This is a genomic window from Actinosynnema sp. NPDC020468 (assembly GCF_040642015.1).
GTDB lineage: Bacteria > Actinomycetota > Actinomycetes > Mycobacteriales > Pseudonocardiaceae > Actinosynnema.
Genome location: NZ_JBFAEO010000012.1, coordinates 107,490 through 130,695, shown reverse-complemented (window position 1 = coordinate 130,695; position 23,206 = coordinate 107,490). Strand labels below are relative to the sequence as shown.

At 73.7% G+C, this 23,206-nt stretch carries 25 protein-coding genes; 16 read left to right on the top strand and 9 right to left on the bottom strand.

Going from position 1 to position 23,206, the window contains the following annotated elements; genetic code table 11:
• The first annotated feature begins 1 nt into the window (after window position 1).
• From AB0G50_RS11700 to AB0G50_RS11685, 4 genes are read left to right on the top strand one after another with little or no spacing between them, the layout of a single operon-like run.
• Complete coding sequence (locus AB0G50_RS11700; protein WP_360105641.1) at window positions 2-541, top strand: SMI1/KNR4 family protein; 540 nt, start codon at window positions 2-4, stop codon at window positions 539-541.
• Window positions 538-1,614: a M20/M25/M40 family metallo-hydrolase gene (locus AB0G50_RS11695; RefSeq protein ID WP_360105638.1), complete on the top strand. Its 1,077-nt coding sequence runs from the start codon at window positions 538-540 to the stop codon at window positions 1,612-1,614. Before AB0G50_RS11700 ends, AB0G50_RS11695 begins: the two co-directional genes overlap by 4 nt.
• A 12-nt stretch (window positions 1,615-1,626) precedes the next feature.
• On the top strand, window positions 1,627-2,109 hold the full coding sequence (locus AB0G50_RS11690) for an SRPBCC domain-containing protein (protein ID WP_360105635.1): 483 nt from the start codon (window positions 1,627-1,629) through the stop codon (window positions 2,107-2,109).
• Between the two features lie 52 nt (window positions 2,110-2,161).
• On the top strand, window positions 2,162-2,947 hold the full coding sequence (locus AB0G50_RS11685; RefSeq protein WP_360105632.1) for an isocitrate lyase/phosphoenolpyruvate mutase family protein: 786 nt from the start codon (window positions 2,162-2,164) through the stop codon (window positions 2,945-2,947).
• On the opposite strand, the gene AB0G50_RS11680 is transcribed toward AB0G50_RS11685, so the two are convergent.
• Entirely contained in the window at window positions 2,917-3,888 is a 972-nt protein-coding gene (locus tag AB0G50_RS11680) for a helix-turn-helix domain-containing protein (protein ID WP_360105629.1), read from the bottom strand. The two genes, AB0G50_RS11685 and AB0G50_RS11680, sit on opposite strands and share 31 nt — an antisense overlap.
• Window positions 3,889-4,025: 137 nt before the next feature.
• Here AB0G50_RS11680 and AB0G50_RS11675 point away from each other — a divergent pair, with 137 nt between their 5' ends.
• From AB0G50_RS11675 to AB0G50_RS11645, 7 genes are all read left to right on the top strand, one after another.
• Window positions 4,026-4,541 carry a hypothetical protein gene (locus tag AB0G50_RS11675; RefSeq protein ID WP_360105626.1) on the top strand — a complete coding sequence of 172 codons (516 nt, stop codon included), beginning with the start codon at window positions 4,026-4,028 and terminating at the stop codon, window positions 4,539-4,541.
• 177 nt (window positions 4,542-4,718) lie between these two features.
• On the top strand, window positions 4,719-6,245 hold the full coding sequence (locus AB0G50_RS11670) for a serine protease (RefSeq protein WP_360105623.1): 1,527 nt from the start codon (window positions 4,719-4,721) through the stop codon (window positions 6,243-6,245).
• Entirely contained in the window at window positions 6,242-8,479 is a 2,238-nt protein-coding gene (locus tag AB0G50_RS11665; protein ID WP_360105620.1) for a tetratricopeptide repeat protein, read from the top strand. Before AB0G50_RS11670 ends, AB0G50_RS11665 begins: the two co-directional genes overlap by 4 nt.
• 18 nt (window positions 8,480-8,497) lie before the next feature.
• Window positions 8,498-9,925 (top strand): VWA domain-containing protein, encoded by a 1,428-nt coding sequence (locus AB0G50_RS11660; RefSeq protein ID WP_360105617.1) that lies wholly within the window; start codon window positions 8,498-8,500, stop codon window positions 9,923-9,925.
• Window positions 9,922-11,004, top strand: coding sequence for a hypothetical protein (locus tag AB0G50_RS11655; RefSeq protein ID WP_360105614.1), 1,083 nt, complete (start codon window positions 9,922-9,924; stop codon window positions 11,002-11,004). Before AB0G50_RS11660 ends, AB0G50_RS11655 begins: the two co-directional genes overlap by 4 nt.
• The gene (locus AB0G50_RS11650) at window positions 11,001-12,164 is read left to right on the top strand and encodes a hypothetical protein (protein WP_360105611.1); all 1,164 of its coding nucleotides are present in this window, start codon (window positions 11,001-11,003) and stop codon (window positions 12,162-12,164) included. The genes AB0G50_RS11655 and AB0G50_RS11650 overlap by 4 nt, the downstream gene beginning before the upstream one ends.
• Window positions 12,165-12,181: 17 nt before the next feature.
• Window positions 12,182-12,535: a CU044_2847 family protein gene (locus AB0G50_RS11645; protein WP_360105608.1), complete on the top strand. Its 354-nt coding sequence runs from the start codon at window positions 12,182-12,184 to the stop codon at window positions 12,533-12,535.
• On the opposite strand, the gene AB0G50_RS11640 is transcribed toward AB0G50_RS11645, so the two are convergent.
• From AB0G50_RS11640 to AB0G50_RS11625, 4 genes are all read right to left on the bottom strand, one after another.
• On the bottom strand, window positions 12,532-13,587 hold the full coding sequence (locus AB0G50_RS11640) for a transporter substrate-binding domain-containing protein (RefSeq protein WP_360105605.1): 1,056 nt from the start codon (window positions 13,585-13,587) through the stop codon (window positions 12,532-12,534). The genes AB0G50_RS11645 and AB0G50_RS11640 overlap by 4 nt on opposite strands.
• The gene (locus tag AB0G50_RS11635; protein WP_360105602.1) at window positions 13,584-14,858 is read right to left on the bottom strand and encodes a hypothetical protein; all 1,275 of its coding nucleotides are present in this window, start codon (window positions 14,856-14,858) and stop codon (window positions 13,584-13,586) included. Before AB0G50_RS11635 ends, AB0G50_RS11640 begins: the two co-directional genes overlap by 4 nt.
• A gap of 188 nt (window positions 14,859-15,046) precedes the next feature.
• Entirely contained in the window at window positions 15,047-15,568 is a 522-nt protein-coding gene (locus tag AB0G50_RS11630; RefSeq protein WP_360105599.1) for a DUF402 domain-containing protein, read from the bottom strand.
• Between the two features lie 29 nt (window positions 15,569-15,597).
• Window positions 15,598-15,885 (bottom strand): antibiotic biosynthesis monooxygenase, encoded by a 288-nt coding sequence (locus tag AB0G50_RS11625; protein ID WP_360105597.1) that lies wholly within the window; start codon window positions 15,883-15,885, stop codon window positions 15,598-15,600.
• Between the two features lie 168 nt (window positions 15,886-16,053).
• Between AB0G50_RS11625 and AB0G50_RS11620 the strand changes: the two genes are divergently transcribed.
• Window positions 16,054-16,578 carry a hypothetical protein gene (locus tag AB0G50_RS11620; protein ID WP_360105594.1) on the top strand — a complete coding sequence of 175 codons (525 nt, stop codon included), beginning with the start codon at window positions 16,054-16,056 and terminating at the stop codon, window positions 16,576-16,578.
• 23 nt (window positions 16,579-16,601) lie between these two features.
• On the opposite strand, the gene AB0G50_RS11615 is transcribed toward AB0G50_RS11620, so the two are convergent.
• Together AB0G50_RS11615 and AB0G50_RS11610 are read right to left on the bottom strand one after the other, a co-directional pair.
• Window positions 16,602-17,654, bottom strand: coding sequence for a helix-turn-helix transcriptional regulator (locus AB0G50_RS11615; protein ID WP_360105591.1), 1,053 nt, complete (start codon window positions 17,652-17,654; stop codon window positions 16,602-16,604).
• Window positions 17,647-18,477 carry a hypothetical protein gene (locus AB0G50_RS11610; RefSeq protein ID WP_360105588.1) on the bottom strand — a complete coding sequence of 277 codons (831 nt, stop codon included), beginning with the start codon at window positions 18,475-18,477 and terminating at the stop codon, window positions 17,647-17,649. Before AB0G50_RS11610 ends, AB0G50_RS11615 begins: the two co-directional genes overlap by 8 nt.
• A 200-nt stretch (window positions 18,478-18,677) precedes the next feature.
• Between AB0G50_RS11610 and AB0G50_RS11605 the strand changes: the two genes are divergently transcribed.
• Both AB0G50_RS11605 and AB0G50_RS11600 read left to right on the top strand, forming a co-directional pair.
• A complete protein-coding gene (locus tag AB0G50_RS11605) occupies window positions 18,678-18,941 on the top strand; it encodes a hypothetical protein (RefSeq protein WP_360105585.1) in 264 nt (87 codons plus the stop codon).
• A gap of 33 nt (window positions 18,942-18,974) precedes the next feature.
• Window positions 18,975-19,700 (top strand): alpha/beta hydrolase, encoded by a 726-nt coding sequence (locus AB0G50_RS11600; protein WP_360105582.1) that lies wholly within the window; start codon window positions 18,975-18,977, stop codon window positions 19,698-19,700.
• Window positions 19,701-19,737: 37 nt separating this feature from the next.
• Here the strand turns inward: AB0G50_RS11600 and AB0G50_RS11595 are convergent, their stop codons facing one another.
• Entirely contained in the window at window positions 19,738-20,094 is a 357-nt protein-coding gene (locus tag AB0G50_RS11595; protein ID WP_360105579.1) for a hypothetical protein, read from the bottom strand.
• Window positions 20,095-20,139: 45 nt separating this feature from the next.
• On the opposite strand from AB0G50_RS11595, the gene AB0G50_RS11590 reads away from it, so the two are divergent.
• Window positions 20,140-21,453 (top strand): serine hydrolase domain-containing protein, encoded by a 1,314-nt coding sequence (locus AB0G50_RS11590; protein ID WP_360105576.1) that lies wholly within the window; start codon window positions 20,140-20,142, stop codon window positions 21,451-21,453.
• A 3-nt stretch (window positions 21,454-21,456) separates the two neighbouring features.
• Here AB0G50_RS11590 and AB0G50_RS11585 read toward each other — a convergent pair whose 3' ends face one another.
• A complete protein-coding gene (locus AB0G50_RS11585) occupies window positions 21,457-22,002 on the bottom strand; it encodes a PadR family transcriptional regulator (RefSeq protein ID WP_360105574.1) in 546 nt (181 codons plus the stop codon).
• Window positions 22,003-22,120: 118 nt separating this feature from the next.
• On the opposite strand from AB0G50_RS11585, the gene AB0G50_RS11580 reads away from it, so the two are divergent.
• Window positions 22,121-23,179 carry an alpha/beta hydrolase gene (locus tag AB0G50_RS11580; RefSeq protein ID WP_360105571.1) on the top strand — a complete coding sequence of 353 codons (1,059 nt, stop codon included), beginning with the start codon at window positions 22,121-22,123 and terminating at the stop codon, window positions 23,177-23,179.
• The last annotated feature ends 27 nt before the right edge of the window (window positions 23,180-23,206 follow it).

Genomic DNA, 23,206 nt, shown 5'->3' with positions numbered 1-23,206 from the left:
GGTGAACGACCGCGCCCTTCCCGAAGCCCTGGCCGCCGCCCACGCCGTCGAGTTCGACTACGACGAGGGCAACGGGGTCGACTACGAGCCCTACGACGAGTTCGCGACCGCCGAGGACACCGCCGACTGGATCCGCGCCTGGACCGGCAACACCGCGCTGACCGGCGCGGAGTTCCGGGTGTTCGGCCAGGACGGCACCGGCGGGTACGCCGCGTTCTGGCTGGTCCGACCGGACGCCGAGCTGACCGCGCAACCCGTGGTGTTCCTCGGTTCCGAGGGCGAGAAGGGCGTGGTCGCCGCCGACCTGGGCGCGTTCCTCTGGCTGCTGGCCGACGGTTCCGGCCCGATGGAGGCCGTGGAGTACCCCTCCCAGGAGTCCCGGCCGAACGCCGAATTGCGCGCGGTCGCGCAGGCGCACGCATCCGCGTCGCCGCACCGGCGTGCCGAGGACGTGATCGCGGCGGCCCGCGCCGAGTTCCCCGGTTTCGCCGGGATGATCGACGGCTGGTGCCGGTTCGAGCCGCTAACTTCGGAGGCGTGAACCTCGAGGAGTTCCTGCCGCCGGCGCTCGACCTGCTCGCGATCCGCTCCACCGCGGACCGACCGGCCGACCTGCACCGCGCGCTCGACCTGGTGCTGGACCTGGTCGGGCCGGGTTTCACCGTGGAGCGCTTCGACTCCGGCGGCAAGCCGAGCGCCCTGCTGCACGCCGGGGAGCGGCGGCCGTTCCGGGTGCTGCTGAACGCGCACCTCGACGTGGTGCCGGGCGCGGACGCGCAGTTCACGCCGCGCCGGGAGGGCGACCGGCTCTACGCCCGCGGCGCGCAGGACATGAAGCTGTCGGCGCTGGTGCTGGCCCGGGTGTTCCGCGAACTGGGTCGGGACCTGCCGATCGCGCTCCAGCTGGTGACCGACGAGGAGGTCGGCGGGTACCACGGCACCGGCCACCAGCTCGACCGCGGCGTGACGGCGGACTTCGTGGTCATCGGCGAGCACAGCGCGTTGCGGGTGGTGCACGAGTCCCGGGGCATGGTGACGGCGCGGTTGCACGCGACGGGCCTGGCCGCGCACAGCGCGTACCCGTGGTTGGGCGACAACGCGCTGCTGAAGGTGACCCGCGCGGTGGACGCGGTCGTGCGGCGGTACCCGGTGCCGGCCGAGGAAGCGTGGCGCACCACGGTGAACGTGGCCCGGATCGGCACCGCGAACGAGGCGCTCAACCAGGTGCCCGCCGACGCCGAGGCCTGGCTGGACGTGCGCTTTCCCGCCGGTGACACCGATTTCGACGGGCGGAGCCCCGAGCAGGTGGCGGCCCACCTGGCCGCGGTGAGCGGTGTCGAGGTCGAGGTGGCCCGGGTCGAGCCGCCGCACCGCGCGGACCCGGCCAACCCCGACGTGGTGGCCCTCCAGGAGGCGGCGCGGGCACAGGGTTTCTCCGGGGAGTTGCTCCGCAAGCACGGCGCGGCGGACTCCCGGTTCTACTACGGTCGCGGCATCGACGCGGTGATCTTCGGGGTGGGCGGCGACGGCCAGCACGGCCCCGACGAGCACGCGGACCTGACCACGGTCGTGCCCTACCACCGGGCGCTGACCGGGTTCCTGTCGCGACTGTGAGGAGAGGGCGTCATGACCCGTCGTCTGGTCCGCACCCCGAAGGGTGTCGACCTGGTGCTCAGCCGGACGTTCCGGGCGCACGCCGAGGACGTGTGGGCGAGCGTGACCGACCCCGAGCGGACCGCGCTGTGGTTCGGGCCGTGGGAGGGGCGGTGCCCGGACATCAGGGTGCGGATGGCGTTCGAGGAGCAGCAGCCGTGGACCGACGTGCGCGTGGTGGCGTGCGAGGAGCCGTTGCGGCTGGTGCTGAAGGTGGTGGACGACTTCGGCACCTGGCGGCTCGCGCTCCGACTGTCCGAAGTGGACGGTGAGACGACGTTGACGCTGGTGCACCACCTGCCGTCGGCCGACGGCCTGGGCGAGGTCGGTCCGGGCTGGGAGTACTACCTGGACATGCTGGTGGCCTCGCGGGTCGGCGGCGCGCGGCCGGTGTTCGACGACTACTACCCGGCGTTGAAGGTCCCGTTCGAGTCGTTGTCCACTGTGGACTCCTGAGGTTGTCCGGATGTGGCCGGTGCCGGGCGCCCGCGCGCGGCACGATCGTCGGGTGACGAATTCGACGGACTCGACCGCCCGGTTCCGGGACCTGCACCGCCGGCCGCCCCTGGTGCTGCCCAACGCGTGGGACCCGGCGTCGGCGGTGGCGGTGGTGGGCGCGGGAGCCCAGGCGGTGGCGACGACGAGCGCGGGTGTGGCGTGGGCGGCCGGTGTGCCCGACGCGGGCGGGTTGCGGCGGGCGGACGTGGTGCGGGTGGTGCGGCTGATCGCGGCGGTGGTGGACGTGCCGGTGACCGCGGACGTCGAGGACGGGTACGGGCGCGGGCCCGACGACGTGCGGCGGACCGTGGTCGAGGTGCTGGCGGCGGGCGCGGTCGGGGTCAACCTGGAGGACCGGGTCGACGGCGTGCTGCTGGACGCGGCCGAGCAGGCCGAGCGGTTGGCGGCGGCCCGGTCGGCGGGCGAGTTCGTGCTGAACGCGCGCACCGACACGTTCCTCAGCGGCGCGGAAGGCCTGGCGGAGACGCTGAAGCGGGCCGAGCGGTACGCGGAGGCGGGCGCGGACGTGCTGTTCGTGCCGGGGGTGGTGGACCCGGCGACGATCCGCGCACTGGTCGCGGGCCCGTTGCCGCTCAACGTGATGGCGCACCCCGGCGCGCCGACCGTGGCGGAGTTGGCCGCGCTGGGCGTGACCCGGATCAGCGTCGGCTCGGCGATCGCTCAGGCCGCGTACGGGCTGGCCGCGGCGGCGACCCGGGAACTGCTCGGCTCCGGCACCTACAGCAGGCTGGAGGGCGGGCTCGGCTACGGGGAGTTGAACGACGCGCTGGCGTAGTCGGGCCGGCCCACCGCCTCGGGTGAGGGGAACAGGTGGGTCAACCCGTGCGGCAGTCCCGGCACCGGTGTGCCGTGCGCGCGGACCAGCCGGTCGAGTTCGGCCGGCGACGACGCGACGCGGGTGGCGTCCTCGAACGGCGCCCACCCGCCCGGCACGCCGGTGTCCACGCCCACCAGCCGGTTCGCCCGCTCCACCACGTGGATCACGCCCTCCCAGAACGGCAGGTGGGCGCGCAGCAGCAGGTGGTCCGGGCCGCCGGGGCCGATCTCCAGCACGCCGGGCGCGCCGTCGAGCACGATCGTGCGCCGGTAGACGCCGTCCACGACCGACTCCACGCCCGGGATGGCCCTGCCCCGCAGCACCTCCAGCACCCGCGGCCAGTCGTAGGAGGGGTCGACGGGCAGCCGCAGCACCAGACCGCCGTCGGTGGCGAGCCGGTCCGCGCGGCGTCGTCGGTCGCGGAGTTCGCGCGGCGGGAAGCGGAAGATCTCGCGCATGGCCCGGTTGAACTGGCGCAGGCTGCCGTAGCCCGAGGCGAACGCCACGTCGGTGATCGACAGGTCGGTGTCGTCCAGCAGCCGGCGGGCGAAGTGCGCGCGCCGGGACCGGGCGAACTGGTCCGGCGTCGCGCCGAGGTGCTCGTGGAACAGCCGCCGCAGGTGCCGTGCCGAGAGCCCGAGCCTGGCCGCGACCGCCGCCTCCGTGCCGTCGTCCAACGCGCCCTCGATGATCAGCCGCACGGCCTGGCACACGAGTTCCGGCGCCTCGCCGACCGGTCCCGCCACCCGGTAGGGCCGACACCGCAGGCACGCCCGGTACCCCGCCGCCTCGGCCGCCGCCGCGAGCTCGAACGTGCGCACGTTCTCGGCCGACGGCGTCGCGCCGCACCCCGGCCGGCAGTAGATCCCGGTCGTCCGCACCGCGGAGTAGGTCGTCACCCGCCCATGCTCGTGCGCCGCCCGCCGCGGGTCCAGCCGGATTCGGACGCACAGAGTCCTCAGGAGTCGCGCACAGCCCCGCCACAGCACCGCCGTCGACTCTCGACCTCACCAACCCGACGACCACGGAGCCCACGATGACGACGACCGAGCAGTTCACCGCCCCCACCCCGGCTCCCGCGCCCGCCCCGAAGCCGTCGCGCCTGCGCAAGGGCGTGATCGCGGGCGCCCTGGCCCTCGCGATCGCCGGCGGTGGTGGCGCGGTCGTGTACGCGACCAGCAACACGTCGACGGACTCCAGCGCGGTCGCGGGTCCCGGCGGCATGGGTCAGGCACCCGGCGGCGGCACGGGTGGCGGCGCGATGGGCGGCCTGCCGACCGACGTGACCCACGGCACCGTCCAAACGGGCACCGTCACCGAGGTGAGCGAAACCTCCCTCACCGCCACGAGCACGGACGGCTACGTGCAGACCTACGTCATCGACAGCGCGACCGTCTTCGCCGCGATGGGCGGTGGCCCGGGCACCGCGTCCGACGCGGTCACCATCGCCGACATCGCGAAGGGCGACACGGTGAACATCATCGCCACCACGACGGACACCACCACGACCGCCGTGCGCGTCTCCGAACAAACCACCACCGGCGGCAACTGACCTCGACCCCGGCGCACCGGACCGACCGCGCCGGGGTCGGGGGACAACCCCGCAGGTCCGCCCGCGCCACGCCCGATTCCCCAGTTCTGCGGACAGCGGCCGGCGCGGACTGGTCCGAACGGGGCGAGTGCGCGCAAGCATGATCGGCGTGCGCGTCGGGTCGCCTATCGTGCCGGGATGACCGCGAGCCGAGGGCCGGTCGAGCACGAAGGCCGGGAGACATGGCGGGTCCGGGTGCGCGGTGGTTCGCGTGTCCTGGGCGCCGGGGTGCTCGTCACCGGCACGCACGTGCTCACCTGCGCGCACGTGGTCATCGGCGTCGAGGACCTCGCGGTGGACCTGGTGGAGTTACCCGGCACGCCCTCGTCGCGGGCGAGGGTGGTCGAGGAGCTCTGCGTGCCGCCGATGGACGACGAGCGCGGTGACGTGGCCCTGCTGGAGCTGGCCACCCCGCAACCCGCCTCGTGCGCGGCCAGGTTGGGCCGGGTCGCGCTGACCTGGGACCGGCGGGTGCACGCGCTGGGCTACCCGGCGGGCGACGGCCTGGACATGGGCGTGTGGACCAAGATGACGCTCGCCCGGCACACCGGCGCCGAGTGGTTGCAGATGAACCGGAACTCGCCGAACGACCTGCGGGTGCAGCGGGGGTTCAGCGGCGCGGGCGTCGCCGACGACGCGACCGGCGACGTGCTGGGCATCGTGGTCGGCGAGTACACAGACGACGCCGTGGGGTTGTCCTGGATGCTGCCCGTCGAGGCGGTCGTCCGGCACCTGCCGCTGGTGTCCGAGTGGGTGGTGGGCGACACCGGCATCGACGCGGGGTTCGCGCGGTCGGACGGGCCGCCGGAGGCGCTGGTCGAGGCCGGTCGGATCGTGGAGTGGCTCGACCGGCGGCGCGACGGCGCGGCGGTGCTGATCGTGCTGGGACCCGACCTGGCCGCGGCGCGGCAGGCGGTGGCCTTGTCCGGCGGGCTGTCCGACTCCGGCGACGGGCGCGCGGTCGGCGGGGTGGACCTCGCGCTCGACGTGGGCGGCCGCACGGTCGAGGAGGTGTCCCGGCGGATCGTGGAACGGGCCGGGTTGGCCGCGGACGGCACGAGTTCCTCGAGCGACCGGCTGCGGGCGGGCACCCCGCCGATGGCCGTCGTGCTGGACGGGGTGGACGAGGCCGAGCAGCCGGTGGCCCTGGTGCACGATGTCCTGGAGCCGATGGTCGAGGGCGGCGCGCGGCTGGTGCTGGGTTTCCGGCACGACGACTCGCCGAGCCTGGCCTCGGCCCGCGCGCTGCGCGGTCGACTCCTGTCGGCCCGGATCGACGCGATCGCCGAGCGGATCGCCGTGCTGGACGACGTCGCCACGTGGCGGATGCGGGTGACCGCGTTGCGCAAGGCCGCCGCCGAGGACCCGGACGCGACCGCGAACGCGGTGGCCACGCTGGAGAAGCGGTTGCGGCGGGACGAGCGGCGGCTGCGGCGCGCGCGGTCCGAGCAGGAGACCGCGTCGGACGACCGACGTCTGGTGGCGGCCCGGTGGGCCGCGGTGTGCGAGCACGGCCTGAGCGAGGACCTCGCCTTGGCCGACGAGCGAAGACGGGTCGAGGGCGCGCTGGACGCCACGCCGTTCGACCCGGCGTTCGCGCGGGAGGCGGTGCTCGCCTTCGAGGCCGCGGTGCGGGCGGCGATCGCGGGGAAGGGGAGCCGATGACCAGCTGCGAACGCGCCGGGTGCGCGGGCACGGTGGACGAGACGGGGTACTGCGACGAGTGCGGGCTGCCACCCGCCGCGCCGACGGCGCACTCCACGACCAGCTCGGTGGTCTCGACGTCGACCGGGAGCAGGCGCTCGCGCGACGACGACCCGTTCTCCCTGCCGGTCTTCGAGTTCCCCGACCCGTCGAGCCGGATCATGACCGACTTCAAGGTGCCCAAGCGCCGGCGGCGGTGCTCGAACGAGGTCTGCCCGGAGCCGGACTCGTTGCCGGACGAGGGATCCGGGTTCTGCCTCCGGTGCGGCACGCCGTTCTCGTTCCTCCCCAGCCTCACGCCGGGCGACCTGGTGGACAACCGGTACGAGGTGCTCGGCTGCATCGACCGCGGCGGGCAGGGGTGGATCTACCTCGCCAAGGACAAGCGGCTCAAGGACCGGCTGGCCGTCCTCAAAGGACTGATCGACACCGCCGACAGCGCGCTGGCCGACGCCGAGCTGTGGGCGCTGACCGAGATCGACCACCCGAACATCGTCGGGGTGTACAACTTCGTCAAGCACACCGACGCGCACACCGAGGCCGAGCGCGACTACATCGTCATGGAGTACGTGGGCGGCCTGCCGCTGTCCACCGTGGCCCGCGACTCCCGGCACGGCGACCCGAAGCTGAGCGAACCGCTGCTCACCGAGCACGTGATCACCTGCGTGCTCCAGGTCCTGGCCGCGCTGGAGCACCTGCACGAGCGCGGCCTGCTGTACTGCGACCTCAAGCCGGACAACATCATCATGCGGCCGGGCGCGCAGGGCAGGCAGGGGCCGCGGATCAAGCTGATCGACCTCGGCGCGGTGCGGCGGGCCGACGACCGGACCAGCCCGGTCGTGGGCACCCGCGGGTTCGAGGTGGCCAGGTCCGAGATCGCGGAACGCGGGCTGACCGTGCGGTCGGAGATCCACACCGTCGGCGAAACCCTGTACCAGCTCTACCTCTCGACCTCCGACCGGACCGGTCAGCACCTGCCGCCCGCCGAGCACGCGGCGGTGCAGAGCCGGATCGCGGTCGGCGTCGAGTCGTTCAAGCGGGTGTGCGCCCGGGCCAGGGACGTCGACCCGGACAAGCGGTTCGCCTCGGCCGCCGAGATGGCCGAGCAACTCCGCGGCGTGCAACGGGAAATCGCCTCGTTGCGCGACGGCCGACCGCGGCCCGAGCCGTCGGGGATCTTCGAGACCACCGCGAAGCTGCTCGAGGACGGATTGGGCCGGGTGCCGCGGCTCGAGCGCTGGATCGAGCGCGCGCCGACCGCCCCGTTGACCGACCTGCCGCTGGACGTGGGCACGCCGTCGCCGCGGGCGGTGGCCGTCGGGCTGCCCGCGCCCCGGGTGCACCCGGACGACCCGGCGGCCGAGGTGATCACGTCGACCGACGACGGGGACACCGCCCGGCTGCTCGCGAAGCTGGACGACGCGAAGCTGCACAGCGTCGAGGCCGTGCTCGCCCGGCTGCGCGCGGCGCTGGAGGTGGACGACGCGCGGACCGCCGAGTCGTGCCTGGGGCAGGCCCAGGCGCAGTCGACCGGGCCCGCGGACTGGCGGTTGTGGTGGCACGACGGCCTGATGCGGCTCGCGGCGGGTGACGCGGGGCCCGCGCGGGCGAGCTTCGACGAGGTCTACCGCGCGCTGCCCGGTGAGGACACGCCCAAGCTGGCGCTGGCCTACTGCGCGGAGATCCGCGGCGAACTGGACCGGGCCGAGTCGCACTACGAGGCGGTGTGGCGTCGTGACCACACGGTGGTGAACGCCGCGTTCGGACTGGCCAGGGTGCACCTGGCGCGCGGCGACCGGGCGGGCGCGGTGGCCCGGCTGGACGAGATCCCCGCGGTGTCCCGGCACTTCGACGCGGCGCGGATCGCCGCCGTCCGGGTGCTCGGCGGCACCCTGCCGAACGGCGTGCGGCCGACCGAGGAGGAGTTGGACCTCGCCGACACCCGGCTCGCCGCGCTCTACCTCGACGGCGGCGCGCCGACCGGCCAGTCCCGCGCCCGGCTGGAGACGGTCGTGCTGGAGGCGCGGCTGGGCAGGCGGCTCGCGACGACCGGTGCCGGCGGCGCGTCGGAGGACGCGCTGCGCTTCGCGCTGGAGCGGTCCTACCGGGTGCTCGCCCAGCAGGCCACCCACCCCGACCACCACTCCGACCTGGTCGACCTGGCCAACGAGCACCGCCCGCTCACCTTCAGCTGACCGGCGTCGGGAGACGACATGGACGTGGAACCCGGTTTCGACCTCCGACTGAGCCAGAGCCGTCATCTGTCCACAGAGGACGACCGGATGCACGCCGCGATCGCGGTCACCGCGACGGGACCGGCCGGGTCCGCCGCCGCCACCGCCGAGGTGGCCCAGGTGATCGCGGTCGACTGCTCCGGCTCGATGTCCCACCCGGCAACGAAGATCGCCGCCGCCGTGCGCGGCACCAAGGCGGCCGTCGACGCGTTGCGCGAGAACGCGTGGTTCGCCGTCATCGAGGGCACGCACGGCGCGCGGCAGGTGTACCCGCCCAGCGGTCTGGTCCGGGCCGACCCGACCACCAGGCGCGAGGCGAAGGCCGCCGTGCAGAAGCTGTACGCGTTCGGCGGCACCGCCATGAGCACCTGGCTGCGGCTCGCCGGGCAGGTGCTGGCGGGCCACCCGTCCGCGGTGCGCCACGTCATCCTGCTGACCGACGGGCAGAACGACCCCCACGACGACCTGGAGTCGGCACTGGCGGACTGCCGGTCGCGGTTCACCTGCGACGCGCGGGGCGTCGGCACCGACTGGCAGCCCACCGAGCTGCTGCGCATCGCGGAGGTGTTGCACGGCACCGCCGACGCCATCCGCCGGGACGCCGACCTCGCCGCCGACTTCACCGCGATGACCGGCGCGGCGATGGCGAAACTGGTGCCGGAGCTGCGGATCGTGGTCAAGACCGTGCCGGGCGCGCGGGTGGACTTCCTGCACCAGCGCCACCCCGCCGTGGCGGAGCTGCACGGCGAGCAGCTCGACGCGCGGACGACGTCGTTCGACACCGGGTCCTGGGGCGCGGAGAGCCGGGAGTACCACCTGCGGATCACGGTCGACTCGACCGGCAGGCCCATGGACACCGACACCCGCATCGCCCGGGTCGACCTCCAGGCGCGGGCGGCGGGTTCCGGCGAGTTCCGCGCGGCGTGCGCTCCGCAGGCCGTGCTGGCGCACTGGACCGACGACCTGGCCCTGTCCAGCCGGATCGATCCCAGGATCGCCCACTTCACCGGGCAGACCGAGTTGCGCGAGGCGGTGCTGGCGGGCAGCGCGGCGTACGAGGTCGACGACCTGGCCACCGCGGCGGCGCGGTGGGGCACGGCGGTGCGGCTGGCCACCGCGTCGGGCAACGAGCGGGTGCTGGAGCGGTTGCTCCGGCTCGTGGACGTGGTCGGCGACCCGGCGGACGGCGTGGTGACGATCAAGGACGACGTCGCCGTGGTGGACCTGCTGTCGATGGCGGTCGGGTCGACGCTGTCGAGCGTGAGCCCGGACAGCTCGTCGCGGCACACCGGGAGCGAACCACCGCCGGCGGCGACCGGTCCCGGCGTCGTCTGCCCGGCCTGCGGGCGCGAGTGGCCCGCAGGCTCGCTGTTCTGCGGCGGGTGCCGGGCGAGGATCGGCGCGTGACCCGCCGCGCGAAGCCGTCCACCGGACGGTCGCTGCTCGTGCTGCGCAACGTGGTCCTCGGGCTCGTGGTGCTCACGCTCGCGGTGACGTGGTGGGCGTTCCGGTCCGTGCGGGGCGAGGTGGACACCGCCCTCGGGGCGACCGCGCCCGCGTTGCTGGGCATCGCCAACGCGCGCACCGCGCTGGCCGAGGCGGAGCGGTCGGCCACCGAGGCGTTCGCGAGCGGGCGCGGTCCGATGACCGGGCCGGGCGAGCGCTACCGCAACCAGATCGCGCTCGCCAACCAGGCGCTGACCCAGGTCGCGACCGACACCGTCGCGGGGGACGAGGGGCGCGCCCGGCTGCGCACCGTGGAGGGTCTGGTCATCGACTACATCGGCCTGATCGGGCAGGCCGACGCCCGGCAGGACCGCGCGACCGACACCGTCACCCCGCTGACGACCGCGAACCTCTGGTACGCCTCGGGGTTGCTGGACGACGTGCAGACGAGGCTCGCCGCGCTCGGCCGGTCGCAGCGGGACGTGCTGGAGGAGCAGACCGGTCCCGAACCGGTCCTCGACGTCGCGCCGCTCGTGCTGTCGGCCGCGCTGGCCGTGCTGCTGGTGCTCACCCAGGGACGACTGCGCAGGCGGTTCCGGCGGCAGGTCAACCCGGCGCTGGTCGCCGCCACCCTGCTCACCCTGGTGGTCGCGGGGATCGGCCTGCTGAGCCTGGACGCGCGCCGCGACCTGCGCGTCGCGGCGGGCACGCTCGAGAGCGCCGTCGCCGACCACGACGCGGTGGTCGCGGGCGTCGGGGCCCACGGTGACGCGACCCTGCGCGACTTCCTCGACCGGCGGTGCGCGGCCACCTCGTGCGGCACCAGCGTCGACCGCTTCCGCGCGACCACACCGGACGCCGGGCCGGAGCCGGACGGCCCCGGTGCGGCCAGGTCGTCCGCGACCGCGACGGCGGCCATCGCGAACGCGGGGGTCGGCGGCTGGGAACCGGTGCTGCCCCTCGCGGCGGCCGGCGTGTTCGCGTTGGTGCTGCTGGGTTTCCAGCCGCGCCTGGCCGAGTACCGCTACGAGGGCCGATGAGGCGCCTCGGAGCCCTGCTCGCCGCCCTCGTGCTGGTCGCGGGGCTGCCCGCGTGCACGAGCCTCGGCGCGCTGCCCGTCGTGACGATCCTGCACCCGTGGAGCGGCGCCGAGGCCGAGGCGTTCGAGAAGATCCTCGACGCGCTGGACGACGACGCGCCCTACCGGATCCGGGCCGTGGGCACGTCCTCCTACCGCCAGGTGCTCGAACTCGGCCGTGCGCAAGGAGAACCGGTCGACATCGTGGTCATGCCGAGCCTCGGCGAGCTGGCCGAGTACGTCCGGCAGGGGCTCGTGCAGCCGATCACCGCCACCGACCACCCGTACCCGTGGCGCACCTGGGAGCGGCTGGGTGTCGCCGACGGCAAGCAGTACGGTGTCGCGGTGAAGGCCCAGCTGAAGAGCATCACGTGGGCCAAGGGCCCGGGCGACGAGTGGTGCATGGGCGTCGGCGACGCGTCCGCGCCCGGCTGGCCCGGCACCGACTGGGTCGAGGACGTGCTGCTGCGGGACGCGGGCCCCGAGACCTACCGCGACTGGGCGTCGGGCAAGGTGGCGTGGACCGACGACCGGGTCCGCGCGGCCTGGTCGACGTGGTTGGGCGACTACGTGGCGAAGGTCCGCGGCGGGGCGGAAGCGGTGCTGCTGAACAGGTTCGCCGATCCGGCCACCGGACCGCCGCTGCTCGACCCGCGCGGGACGTGCCGGCAGGACCGGCGCTCCTCCTACGTGCTGGGCGACTACGGCGCGTTCACCGCGCGGCGCTTCGACCGGGGCGGCGGCGTGGTGGTGTCCGCCGACTTCGCCGCGCTGGTGACTGAGGGCGCCGCGGCCACCTCGGTGCTGACCAAGCTCGCGAGTCGGGACACCCAGCTGCGCTGGCTGACCTCCGGCTCGGGTTTCCCGGTCGACCCGGCGGTGCGTCGCGACGGCGGCACGGGCGCGGCGGCGTTGATCGAGTCGACCCTGGCCCGGTCCGACGCGCTGTGCTTCGACGCGTCCGACCTGATGCCGGTGACCCGGCGGACCGCGTTCGAGCAGGCGGTGCTGGCCGTGCTGGCCGATCCGTCCCGGCTGCCGGACGTGCTCGACCGGCTGGACCGGATCGCCGCCGGCGTCACCGGGACCGGGCTCGACCTGCCGTGCGCGACCGCGCGCTGAGAGGAGAAGAGGGAGTCATGGCCGTCGAAATCGCCCGGTTTCCACTGGCGGACGGGGGTTCGGTGCTCGTCGAGGTGGACGAGCCGCCGGGTGTGGCGCGGGCGGGCCGGCCGGGCCGGGTGCTCGCCGAGGCCCGCACGGCGTTCGAGGACGCCGTCGGCCAGGTCCGCGACGCGGCCTCGGCCGCCCTGGCGCAGTTCACCTCGATGACCCGCGCGCCCGACGAGGTGGAGCTGAAGTTCGGGCTGAAGCTGGACGTCGAGGCGGGCGCCGTGGTCGCCCGCACGGGCGTGCAGGGCCAGTTCGAGGTCAAGCTCAAGTGGCGGCGCGAGGACGTGCCGGTGGAGGAGGAGACGGTCGAGGAGTCCTAGCCCGGGAAGGGTTCGGCGGGCAGCGGGGCGCGGTGGTTCTGCGGCACACCCCGGAACCACGTGTCGTAGGACCGCTGGAGCGAGCCGTCGCGGCGCATGTCGCGCAGCACGCTGTTGACGAACCGGACGAGGTCGTCCTGCTTCCCGCTCATCGCGATGGCCACCTCGCCCGGGGCCGCGTTGTGGTAGTCCAGCAGCACGGTGCCCGGGTCCTGGTCGTGGAACCCTTGGAGGATCAGCACATCGGTGTAGATGGCGTCGACCAGGCCGCGCTGGAGCAGCATCAGGCAGTCGCTGTTGTCGGCCACCGCGACCGGGACGAGCTCGCGCAGCCCGGACTGCCGCTGCCGGTCCCGCGCGTCGATCATCTCGTCGCTGTTGGTCGTCCTGGTCGCCGAGCACACCTTGCGCCCGCCGAGGTCGTCCGGGCCGCTCACGGTGCCCATGCCCTTGCGCACCAGCAAACCGCTGTTCGTCGTCAGGTAGGGCGTGGAGTAGCGCAGCCCGTAGGTCTCGACCCGGCCGCAGGTGACGCTGACGTCGGCGATCACCAGGTCCGTCCGCGGCACCTCCTTCAGGCTGGTGTTCCGGGCCTTCTCCGCCGCGTTCTGCTCGGTGTCCAGCGAACCGAGGCGCCCGCCGGTGGGCAGGCCGAGCAGCCGCAGGCCCGGCTTCCCGGGTTCGGGGTGGGGGAACAGGGCCGCCGCGATCCGGTCGGCGAGGTCGATCTCGAAACCCGCCAGCTCGCCGGTGACCAGGTCCCGCTTGCTGAAGAGGGACGCGGTTTGGCTCACGCCGATCACCAGGCCCTCCTTCCGGATCCGGGCGATCGTGGGACCGTCGGGACGCCCGTCGGACTGCTCGCCCAGCGCCGGGTCGACGCTGGCGGTGGACTTGTCCCGGCACTCGGTGCGGGCGGAGTGCTCGGGCTTGTCCGTGTAGCCCTCGGGCAGGGCAATGGGGCTGTCCGGCGGGTCGGACCCCTCCGGTGCTCCGCCGGAGCACCCGACCAGGCAGACGAGCACGGCGACGAGGGCGAGCAGTTTCGTCACTGGCGGTACTCCCTCATCCGCGGGCGCATGCCCAGCATCGCGGCGGCCGCGGCGGCGACCATCAGCAGCAGGACGGCGCCGTCCCAGTGCGCCAGGGTCGCCCTCGCGTCGCGCACGGCGGTGCCCGCGGCGGCGGAGTGCGCCTCGATCAGGTCGTTGAGCACCGCGTCGAGCTGCTGGGGGTAGGTGCTCGGTTGCCCCTGGGGCACCTGGGCGATCATCCCGGCCACCTCGGTGAACACCGGTGGCGCGCCCTGGGTGGCCGGGTCGGCCTGGGCGAGCAGTCGCCGGTCCTGCTCGCGCCACGACCGCACGGCGTCCAACGCCCGGCGCGTCGCGGTGGGGTCGGCGCCCGCCGCGTCGATCTCGTGCTCGATCTCGTCGAGCGTGTGCCCGAGCGCGCCGATGTCGCCGACCTTGGGGAAGATCAGGATCCGGGCCTCCGCGGCGTCCGCCTCCCGCGCGAGGTTGCGCGCCTTGACCAGCGGCGCGACCAGGTCGTCCCACTCGCGTTCCCCGGTGGCGCACAGACCGTGCACGACCTGCACCACCACGCCGAGGCTGACCACGGCGACCAGCGTCAACGCGGTGGCCGCGGCGAGCCCGAAGTTGACCCGGCGCCGGGTGCGCCTGGTGAGGAATCGCTGCACCAGCACCAGGACCACGACCAGCACGGCGCCCACGACGAACGTGGCCCAGGGCGGACTGCCCGCGTCCCGCTGCGCCTGGATCAGCGCCTCGGTCTGCCTGGCGTGCAGGTCGCCCGCCAGCGGCAGGATCCTGATCCGCACGAACGAGGAGGCCGCGGAGAGGTAGGAGGTGCCGACCGGGTTGCGGACATCGCTGTTGGTCCACCCGGCCTCGGCCAACCGGGAGTACTCGGGCAGCATCCCGGTCAACTCCCGGATCTGCTTCGTGGGAAGGGAATCCGGGTCCTGACTCCGCGTCGCCGCGACCCGCAACGCCTCCGCCGCGGCGAACACGTCCGCCCGGAACCGCTGCCGCAACTCCACCGCGCGCTGGGGATCCACGATGACGGCGTTGAGCGAACTGGTGTCGGCGTCGGCCATCGCCTGGTACACGGCCAGCGCGGCGGTGGTCAACTGCCCCTGCCGGTCGAGCGCGTCGTCCAACCGGTCCTGCCGGTGGTCGGCCGCCGCCCACCCGAGCACCCCCACCACGACCGCGAGCCCGACCGACGCCACGGCGCAGACGACCAGCCTGCTCCCGGTCCGCCGCACGGACGACCGCAACCACGCGAGCAGTTCCATCACCTCGTGCCTACCTCCACGACGCCAGGCCGGAACCGGCTCACCTGGTCGGTCGCACCGCGGTCGTCTTCCGTTACCCCGCAACACCTTCCGTCAGTCGAACGGCGTACCGGCGGTCACCCGGGGGCATTCGGCCGGGTGGTCCGTTCGACGGCACGCGGCCACATCCGGTCCGCGGTGGGCCGTTCTCAGCCGGTCGACGATTCCCAGTCCTGGGGCAGGTCCGCGGTGAGCAGGGCCGTCACCTCGGCGGGTGGGAAGTCGGGCCAGGCGCGGGTGGGGTCGTGACGGCGGTTCAGTCGCCGGTCGAGGAAGCGCTGGGCTCGGCGGAGTCCGTCGGCGGCGGCGAGCGGGGTCAGCCGGCCGTCGGCGAGGGCGTCGGCGTAGTCGTCCAGGTCGAGGAGGCGGTAGGGGTGGTCGGGCGGGCCGACGACGACGTCGATCCACATGTCCTGGACGTGGACCACGTGTCCGTCGTCGGTGACGGTGACCAGGTCGCAGTACCACCAGCCCCGCTGCTGCGGCGGGAACGCGACGGGCTGGTCGATCTGCACCCCGTCGTCCAGCAGGACGAAGCTGCGCTGCACGTGGTGGACGCCGTGCCGGTCGAAGCCCCAGTCGTAGGCGATCACGCCGTCGCGGCGCAGGCCGACCGCGCGCACGACGCGGTCGCGGACGACGGTCACGAACTGCTCCGGAGCGGAGGTCACGCCGTCCACCCTGCCACCTCGTGCGCCGGTCACGTCAACGAGCGCACGTCCGCCACGTCGTACTCGGCGACCGAGGCGTCGAGGATGGCCGCGGCCTGGTCGTCGCTCGGACCACCGCCCCGGAACGCCTCGACCGCCGCCCGCGACTCCCAGCGCTCGAAGACCACGATCCGGCCGGGCTCCACCAGGTCCGCGCTGAGGGAGAAGTCGAGGCACCCCGGCGTGCGCCGAGCCTCCTCCACCACCGCCGCGCACCCCGCGAGGTAGGACGACCGCTCCCGGGCGTCCACGACGAGGTACCCCGCCACGATCACCATCCGCTGCTCCTCACGTCCGAACCCGATCCGTCGCCGAAGTATGCGCCGCGCCGCGAGCCGCCGCCCGGAAACCCGACCGGGAAACGAAGATCGCCGGCGATTCGCCGGACCGCCGACGGGGTAGGTGGGTGGGAGGCGACTCGGGGGAGGGCTTCGGTGGGGCGGCGGGTGTCGCGCGCGAGGGTGGTGCTGGGCGGGGTGCTCTCCGGGGTGCTGGTCGGCGGCAGTCAGGGTGTGCTGCGCGGAAGCGTATGGGTCGGGCTGGCGTCGGGGGTGGCGTTCGGGCTGGTGATGGCCGTGGTGATGCGGCGGTCGTGGGGGCGCACGGCGTTGCGCGGGTTGGACTCGGGTCGGCGGCGGGACGTCGTGCGTGCCTTGCGGAGGGGTGTGCCGGTCGAGGACCCGCGGCTCGCCGGACCGCTGGTGGACCAGGCGGACGCGGTGCTGAGCCTGCCGTTCCCGGTGACGGCGCTCCGCGTGGTGTTCGGGTCGACGGCGTTGCTCGGTCTGCTGGTCGGCGTGCCGGTGTTCCTCGACAGGGGCGTGGCCGGCCTGCTGGGCGGCGGGCCCCTGCTGGTGCTCGGGTTGGTGCTGCTGTTCGTCGTCCTCCCGCTCGCCCGCCGCCGGCGCGACCTGGTCCGCCGCTCCCGGGACGCCACGAGGGACCGGTTCCCGGAGTCCACAGTGGACTGACGGGCTTCCGGAACCGGTGTAGCTCAGCCGAGTTCGCGGTGATCGTCGGAGATGGCCTCCAGCAGGTCCTCCGCCGCCTCCCCCCGAACCGCGAGCCGCTCCAACCGGGCGAACAACCCCAGGTACTCGCGCACGTCCCGAGGATCGGTGATCGTGGCGCTCCCGGTCAGCACGCTCAGCACCACCACGCGCTCGTCGTAGACCTGGAAACCGTGCGGCGCGGGGAACCGCGCGTCCGCGGCCCACGGGATGACGCCGAGTTCCACGTTCGGCCTCCGGGCCACGTCCCGCAGGTGGGCCAGCTGCTCGCACATGACCTCCGCCCCACCCACCCGCCACCGCAGGGCGCCCTCCGTCAGGAGGAACACGAACCGCTTGCCCAGGTCGTCCAGCTGCGCCCGGCGGGAGCGCGACGCGGCGACCTGCTCGGCCGACGAGGCGGCGCCCAGCACCGCGCGCAGGTAGCCCTCGCTGTGGGCCAACGCGGGCACGCCTGCGTTCCGGAAGAACCGACCGGTGGTGGCAAGGGCCTCGATCCGGGCCACGGTCTGCTCGTGGCGGTGCGCCCCGCGGTGCAGCACCACGCGCCGCTCCTCCGCCTCGTCGTGCAGCCGACGGGCCAACTCCAGCAGCTCCACCCGGGTCCCGCGCGCCGCGGACAACTCGGCGAGCAGTTTCTCCACGTCGCGCACCGACGGCAGGAGCAGGCCGTTCTCGATCTTCGACAGCTTCGACTGGCTCATCCCGGTCGCCCGCGCCGCCGCCGTGCCGGTCATCCGCGCCTCGGTCCGCAACCGCCGCAGCCCGCGCGAGAGCTCCTCCCGCGCCAGGTGGGACCAGGAGGCCCCGACCGCCGCGGGATCGTCCCCGTCCGCGACCGCCACCGGCTGGGAACCGCCGTCCGCGCGTCGGGCGCCGACCGGTTCCCGCTGGTGCTCCCGGACGTTGCTCACGATCCCACTGGCGACCTCGACGGGAGTCCGCGCGCCCAGGCTGCGCGCACCGCTCGTGCCGAACGAGGAGTTGTCGATGAGGCTTTCGGCGACGTCGTCCGGAAGCCCGCCGTGGTCACGCATCCGCCGCTCCTCTCGCGTCCCGTCCCCGCTTGCGCTGCCGCTGGAGGAGCCCCCGGACGACGTCCTTGCTCGCCTCGCCGAGCAGTTCGGCGATCTCCTCGACGCGGTAACCCGATTCCTGGAGCAGCAGGGCCCGCTTGGTCCGCTCGTCGGGGATGTCCGCGAAGCTGCGCCACAGGTGTAATCGCGCGACCGCCAGATCGGCCGGGTCCTGCTCGGAGGACGACAACCCGGCGATGTCCTCGACACCCGCCGCGGCCGACCCGAGCCGACGTCGGTGCCACTGCTCGGTGCGCCACTTGCGGTAGAAGTTGGGGAAGGCGAACACGCAGCGGCCGACGAAGTAGGTCTTGAGGCTGGCGCCGCCGTCGGACCGCCACCCGCCCCCGATCAGCGCCCGCTCGCGGAAGTCCAGGATCGCCTGGCCGACCGTGTCGTTCGCCAGGCTGTGCACGTCGTCCCACTCCCAGTCCAGCGGCGGCGGACCCGGGTAGCAGCCCCGCTTCTTGCACTGGGCGAACATCTCGTCGGTCCTCAACCACGCCACCACCACCGCGTAGCCGTACCGCGCCAACTCGTGGGTGAACAGCCACCACAGCGTCCCCTCGAACCCCTGCGCCGCCAACTCGTCCCGCAACGCCACGTCACCCTCCCGGCGCTGCAACGCCTCCGCCGCCCACTTCGCCCTCCGGTCGCGGAATTCCGGCTCGGCCTCCACCCGGCGAATAACGTCGTCGGTTGTACGAGCCGGGTCGGCCTCACCGCGGTGCGTGGACCCGGCGGCGGGCTGCCCGCCGTCGACACGCTCCTCCCGGTGATCCATCGGCTCGCTCTCCACCTCGTCGGTACCGCGGTGCCCGAAGGGCTGGACGCCCCTCCTATGTCGCCGGAACGCCGATCGGCACGCGCCCCCGCCGACGAATCCGCGAACCTCACGAGCCGGCCCCGGATCCGTGCGCCCTCCCGGCCCGGCGGACATAGGAGCACGCCGTTGACGACCTCCCGCCGACCGATGGAGCGACCGTGGCCTCCCGCACCCCCGACACCCCGCTCACCACGCGAGCCGCCGTGACCCTGCTGCTGGGCGCCTGCGCCGGAGCCGCGGCGGGCCTGCCGGCCGCACTCGCCGTGCGTGACGACCGCCTCGCACCGGGCCAGGTCGCGCACGTCATCCAGAACTTCAGCCACAACGACCAGCGGCGGTCGGACTTCACCCCCGGGCCGCACCGCGCGCGTCGTGGGGTGTTCGGCCGGTTGCCGGATGTAGGCGACGAGGGCCGTGTCTAGCGTCGACACGTCCACACACCACGAGGAGCGCCTGTGAGCGAGTCCGTTGCCATCCCGACGGTCGTCCTGGTCCACGGCGGGTTCGCCGACGCGTCGTTCTGGGGTCCGGTGATCACCCACCTGCGGGCGCACGACCTGCCGGTGCTCGCGCCGCCGAACCCGTTGCGGGGCTTGGCGCACGACGCGGAGTACCTGGCCTCCTTCGTCAACCAGGTCGACGGCCCGGTGCTGCTGGTCGGCCACTCCTACGGCGGCGCCGTGATCTCGGTGGCGGGCGCCGCGACGCCCAACGCGGTCGGCCTGGTCTACGTGGCGGCGTTCGCGCTGGACGTGGGCGAGTCCTTCGGCGACGTCTTCGCCCGTTTCGGGGAGACGCCGCTGGTCGGCGCGGTGCGCCCGAGCCGCTACCCGGTCGCGGGCGGTGAGCCGGGCGTCGAGTTGACCATCGCGCCCGAGCGCTACCGGGAGGTGTTCGCCGCCGACGTCCCGGTGGAGATCACCGACGTGGCCGCGCTGAGCCAACGCCCCTTCGCCGCGATCTTCGACCACCGGGCCGAGGCCGCGGCCTGGAAGACGCTGCCCTCGTGGGCGGTCGTGGCGACGGCGGACAAGGCCATCCCGCCGGACGCGGAACGCCACATGGCGCGACGAGCGGGCGCCGAGACCATCGAGGTCGACGCCTCGCACTCGATCGCGCTCTCCCGGCCGGAGGCCGTCGCCGACCTGATCCGCACCGCCGTGACCGCCGCCACCCGCTGAACCGACGCCTCGCGCCCGGACCTCGAGCGCGAGGCGTTCACTGGCCGTAGGAGAAGCGGAGGTCGGCGAACAGCAGCCGGTTGAGCCGCCGCCGGAGGTGTCCGGTCGCGCTCGCGTCCGGCTCGACCGGTGACAGCAGGGTGAACCTCAACGAGGTCCCGCCGTCCTCGGTGGCCGTCAGCGCGAAGTGCACCCGGACGTCGGGCCGGTTCGGCCACAACGACGACCACACCACGTGGTGGTGCTCCTCCGCCGCCACGACCGCGGGGTCGACCTCGTCGGGCAGCAGGGTCAGCCACGGTCGGGTTCCCGGTCGACGCGGCTCCACGAGCGACCGCCAGACGACGTGCGGAGGCGCCGGCAGTCCGCGCGCCCGTGAACCGATGTCGATCACCCCCGCCAGGGTAGGCCGATCCGCGCCCGCCGCTAGCCTGGCGGCATGGGGTGGGATCTGGGCGAGCTGCTCGCGAAGTACGAGGTGCCGGGGGCGCAGGTCGCGGTGCTGGCCGACGGGGAGATCCGGGACGAGGCCGCGGGTGTGCTGAGCCTGCACACCCGGGTCGAGGCGACGACCGATTCGGTGTTCAGGATCGGTTCGATCACCAAGATCTGGACGGCCACCCTGATCGCGCAACTGGTCGAGGACGGACTGCTCGACCTCGACCGCCCGGTGCGCGACCACCTGCCCGGTTTCCGACTCGGCGACCCGGCCGCCACCGAGTCCCTGACCACCCGGCACCTGCTCACCCACACCGGCGGGATCGACGGCAACCACTTCACCGACACCGGCCGCAACGCCGACGCGATCGCGAAGTTCGTCGCCACCCTCGCCGACGCGCACCACCCCTTCCCACCCGGCGCCGTCCTCTCCTACTCCAACAGCGGGTACGTGGTGCTGGGCAGGCTGGTGGAGGTGTTGCGCGCCAAGCCGTTCCACGACGTGCTGCGCGAACGCCTGGCGGCACCCCTCGGCCTGCGCACCGTCGCCACCGACGCCAACGAGGCGATCCTGCACCGCGCCGCGGTCGGCCACGTCCGCGGCGGCGCGGAGGTCGTGCCGGTGGGGGAGTGGGCGGTGTCGTACTACGCCGCGCCCACCGGCTCGCACCTGTCGATCAGCGCCCGCGAGCTGCTGGAGTTCGTCCGCCTGCACCTCACCGACCACACCCTGGCCGCGCTGCGCGAACCCCAGGTCGACCACGTCCCGGACTTCGGCGGCGGCGTCACGGGGTGGGGACTGGGGTGGATGCTGCACCAGGACGGCGTCGTCGGCCACACCGGCGTTTCCAAGGGGCAGAAGGCCTTCCTGCGCGTGGCGCCGGCGGCGGGCGTGGCGGTGACCGTGCTGACCAACAGCGCGGGCGGCGAGCCGCTGGCCCACGAGATCTTCAGCGCCGCCCTGGCCGACCTGGCCGGCGTGGACACGGCCCCGCTGCCCGTGCCACCGCCGAACCCGACCGCGATCGACGCCGACCGCGTGTGCGGCACCTACCGCTCCACCTTGTACGACACCACTCTCGGCACCGAGGGCGGTCGGGCCTTCCTCGTCCGCCGCGCCCGCAACGCCCTCGCCGAGTCCTTCCTCGGCGGCACGGAGGACCGGGTCGAGGTCGTGCGCCTCGGCGAGAACTCGATCATCACCACCGAACCGCGGAAGTCCGACGGTCACCAGGTCCTGTCCCTGGTCGGCTCCGACCCCCGCGGCCGCGCCCGCTACCTGCACAACGGCGCCGCCGCCCACCGGGTCGACTGAGGCTCAGGGCTCCCGGCGGCCGTCGGCCTGGTCGATGCGGTCCAACGCCCACAGCGCCCAGTCGTGCATGGTCTGGAAGGAGCGCAGACCGTACTCGGCGACCAGCCGGCTCAGCTCGGGCGCTGCGGTGGGCGGGGCGGTGGCGTCGGCCCGGTCGATCGACTCGCGCAGGGTCGCCAGTTCCCGCGCGCTCTCCTCGGCGACCGGGCGCAGCAGGGCCCGCGCCTCGTCGGGGTCCAATGTGGACAGCAGGAACATCCGCAGCACGAACTCGTTGCGCACGACGAACACGTCCGGCGGGTGGAGCATCCAGTTCCGCAGCTCGGCGCGGCCGGTGTCGGTGATCGCGTAGGTGCGTCTGCCCCGCGCGCCCTCGGCGACCACCGCGACCAGTCCTTCGCCGGCGAGCCGGGTGAGCTCCGGGTAGATCTGGTTGTGCTTGGCGTGCCACGCGTAGCGCTGCAACGCGCGCGCGAACTTCCCGGTCAGGTCGTAGCCGCTGGCCGGCTCCTCCGCGAGCAGTCCCAGCAGCGCGTGGCGCAACGACATCGGCAGCCTTCCCGGTTGCGGTCCCCGTCAGCCTACAGGTCGATGTTGACAGGTAGATCTCGACATGTCACTTTCTACCTGTCGATACCGAGTGGTCGATCCCGCAGAGGAGAAGATCATGATCGCAGTCGTCCTCGGAGGCGCGGCCGTGCTCGTCGCGCTCGCCGCCCTGGCCTACCGCCGATTACGCCAACACCGCGTCGCCCGCACCCTGACCCTCGACACGTCCACCGGCATCGCCGAGTCCCGCTACGTCCGGATCGGCGGCGTCGACCAGTGGATCCAGATCCGCGGCGTGGACCGGACCAACCCGATCCTGCTGGTCCTCGCCGGCTCGGGCCTGACGACGGAGCCGTTCACCCCGTCCCTGCGAGCCTGGGAACAGCACTTCACCGTCGTCCTGTGGGACCGCCGCGACGTCGGCCGAACCCGCGGCCGCAACGGCAAGGCGGGGTACGGGACGTGGACGTTCGACCGGCTCGCCGACGACGGCGTCGAGGTCGCCGAGTTCGCCTGCCGGCACCTGGGCCAGGACAAGGTCGTCCTCGTCGGCCACTCCCAGGGCAGCATCGTCGGCGTCACCATGGCCCGCCGCCGCCCCGACCTGCTGCACGCCTACGTCGGCACCGGGCAGATCACCGACATGGCCCGCAACGAACCCCTCACGCACCGGATGGCCGTCGACCGGGCGCGCGCGGCGGGGAACCGGAAAGCGTTGAGGGCACTGGAAAAGCTCGTGCCGCCGTACCCCGACGCCCGAACCTGGATCACCAAGATCCGGTGGAGCATGGCGACCGATCCGGAACACCGGTCCTGGCGGCGCGAGGCCTTCGCCGCCGTCCTGTCCTGGCCCGCGTACACCCTCGCCGACGTCCGCCGCAGCGCCCTGGGCGCCCTCTTCCTCCCGCCACTCCTGTTCGCCGGGACGATGTCCTGCACCCCGGAAACCCTCGGCACCCGCTTCGAGGTGCCCGTCTTCCTCCTGCACGGCGACACGGACCTGTACACCCCGCCGTCGCTCGCCGAGGAGTACCTCGCCGCCGTCGACGCGCCCACGAAGGAATTCGTGCGCCTGCCCGACGTGGGCCACCTGTCACTCCTCACCCGACCTGACCCGTTCCTCGCCGAACTCCTCGCCCGCGTGCACCCCCTGACCACCACGCCACCCGCGGCGTGAACCGTCCACGCGGCACGGTGCCCGCCG

Bases quoted from the DNA above. Each gene is read 5' to 3' on its own strand.
- AB0G50_RS11625 (WP_360105597.1), bottom strand. From the start codon at position 15,885: ATGGTGATCGTGGCGGGGTACCTCGTCGTGGACGCCCGGGAGCGGTCG.
- AB0G50_RS11585 (WP_360105574.1), bottom strand. From the start codon at position 22,002: ATGTCGTTGCGCCACGCGCTGCTGGGACTGCTCGCGGAGGAGCCGGCC.
- AB0G50_RS11675 (WP_360105626.1), top strand. From the start codon at position 4,026: ATGACGACGACCGAGCAGTTCACCGCCCCCACCCCGGCTCCCGCGCCC.
- AB0G50_RS11610 (WP_360105588.1), bottom strand. From the start codon at position 18,477: ATGGATCACCGGGAGGAGCGTGTCGACGGCGGGCAGCCCGCCGCCGGG.
- AB0G50_RS11660 (WP_360105617.1), top strand. From the start codon at position 8,498: ATGGACGTGGAACCCGGTTTCGACCTCCGACTGAGCCAGAGCCGTCAT.
- AB0G50_RS11635 (WP_360105602.1), bottom strand. From the start codon at position 14,858: ATGGAACTGCTCGCGTGGTTGCGGTCGTCCGTGCGGCGGACCGGGAGC.
- AB0G50_RS11580 (WP_360105571.1), top strand. From the start codon at position 22,121: ATGATCGCAGTCGTCCTCGGAGGCGCGGCCGTGCTCGTCGCGCTCGCC.
- AB0G50_RS11650 (WP_360105611.1), top strand. From the start codon at position 11,001: ATGAGGCGCCTCGGAGCCCTGCTCGCCGCCCTCGTGCTGGTCGCGGGG.
- AB0G50_RS11690 (WP_360105635.1), top strand. From the start codon at position 1,627: ATGACCCGTCGTCTGGTCCGCACCCCGAAGGGTGTCGACCTGGTGCTC.
- AB0G50_RS11590 (WP_360105576.1), top strand. From the start codon at position 20,140: ATGGGGTGGGATCTGGGCGAGCTGCTCGCGAAGTACGAGGTGCCGGGG.
- AB0G50_RS11645 (WP_360105608.1), top strand. From the start codon at position 12,182: ATGGCCGTCGAAATCGCCCGGTTTCCACTGGCGGACGGGGGTTCGGTG.
- AB0G50_RS11615 (WP_360105591.1), bottom strand. From the start codon at position 17,654: ATGCGTGACCACGGCGGGCTTCCGGACGACGTCGCCGAAAGCCTCATC.
- AB0G50_RS11670 (WP_360105623.1), top strand. From the start codon at position 4,719: ATGACCGCGAGCCGAGGGCCGGTCGAGCACGAAGGCCGGGAGACATGG.
- AB0G50_RS11665 (WP_360105620.1), top strand. From the start codon at position 6,242: ATGACCAGCTGCGAACGCGCCGGGTGCGCGGGCACGGTGGACGAGACG.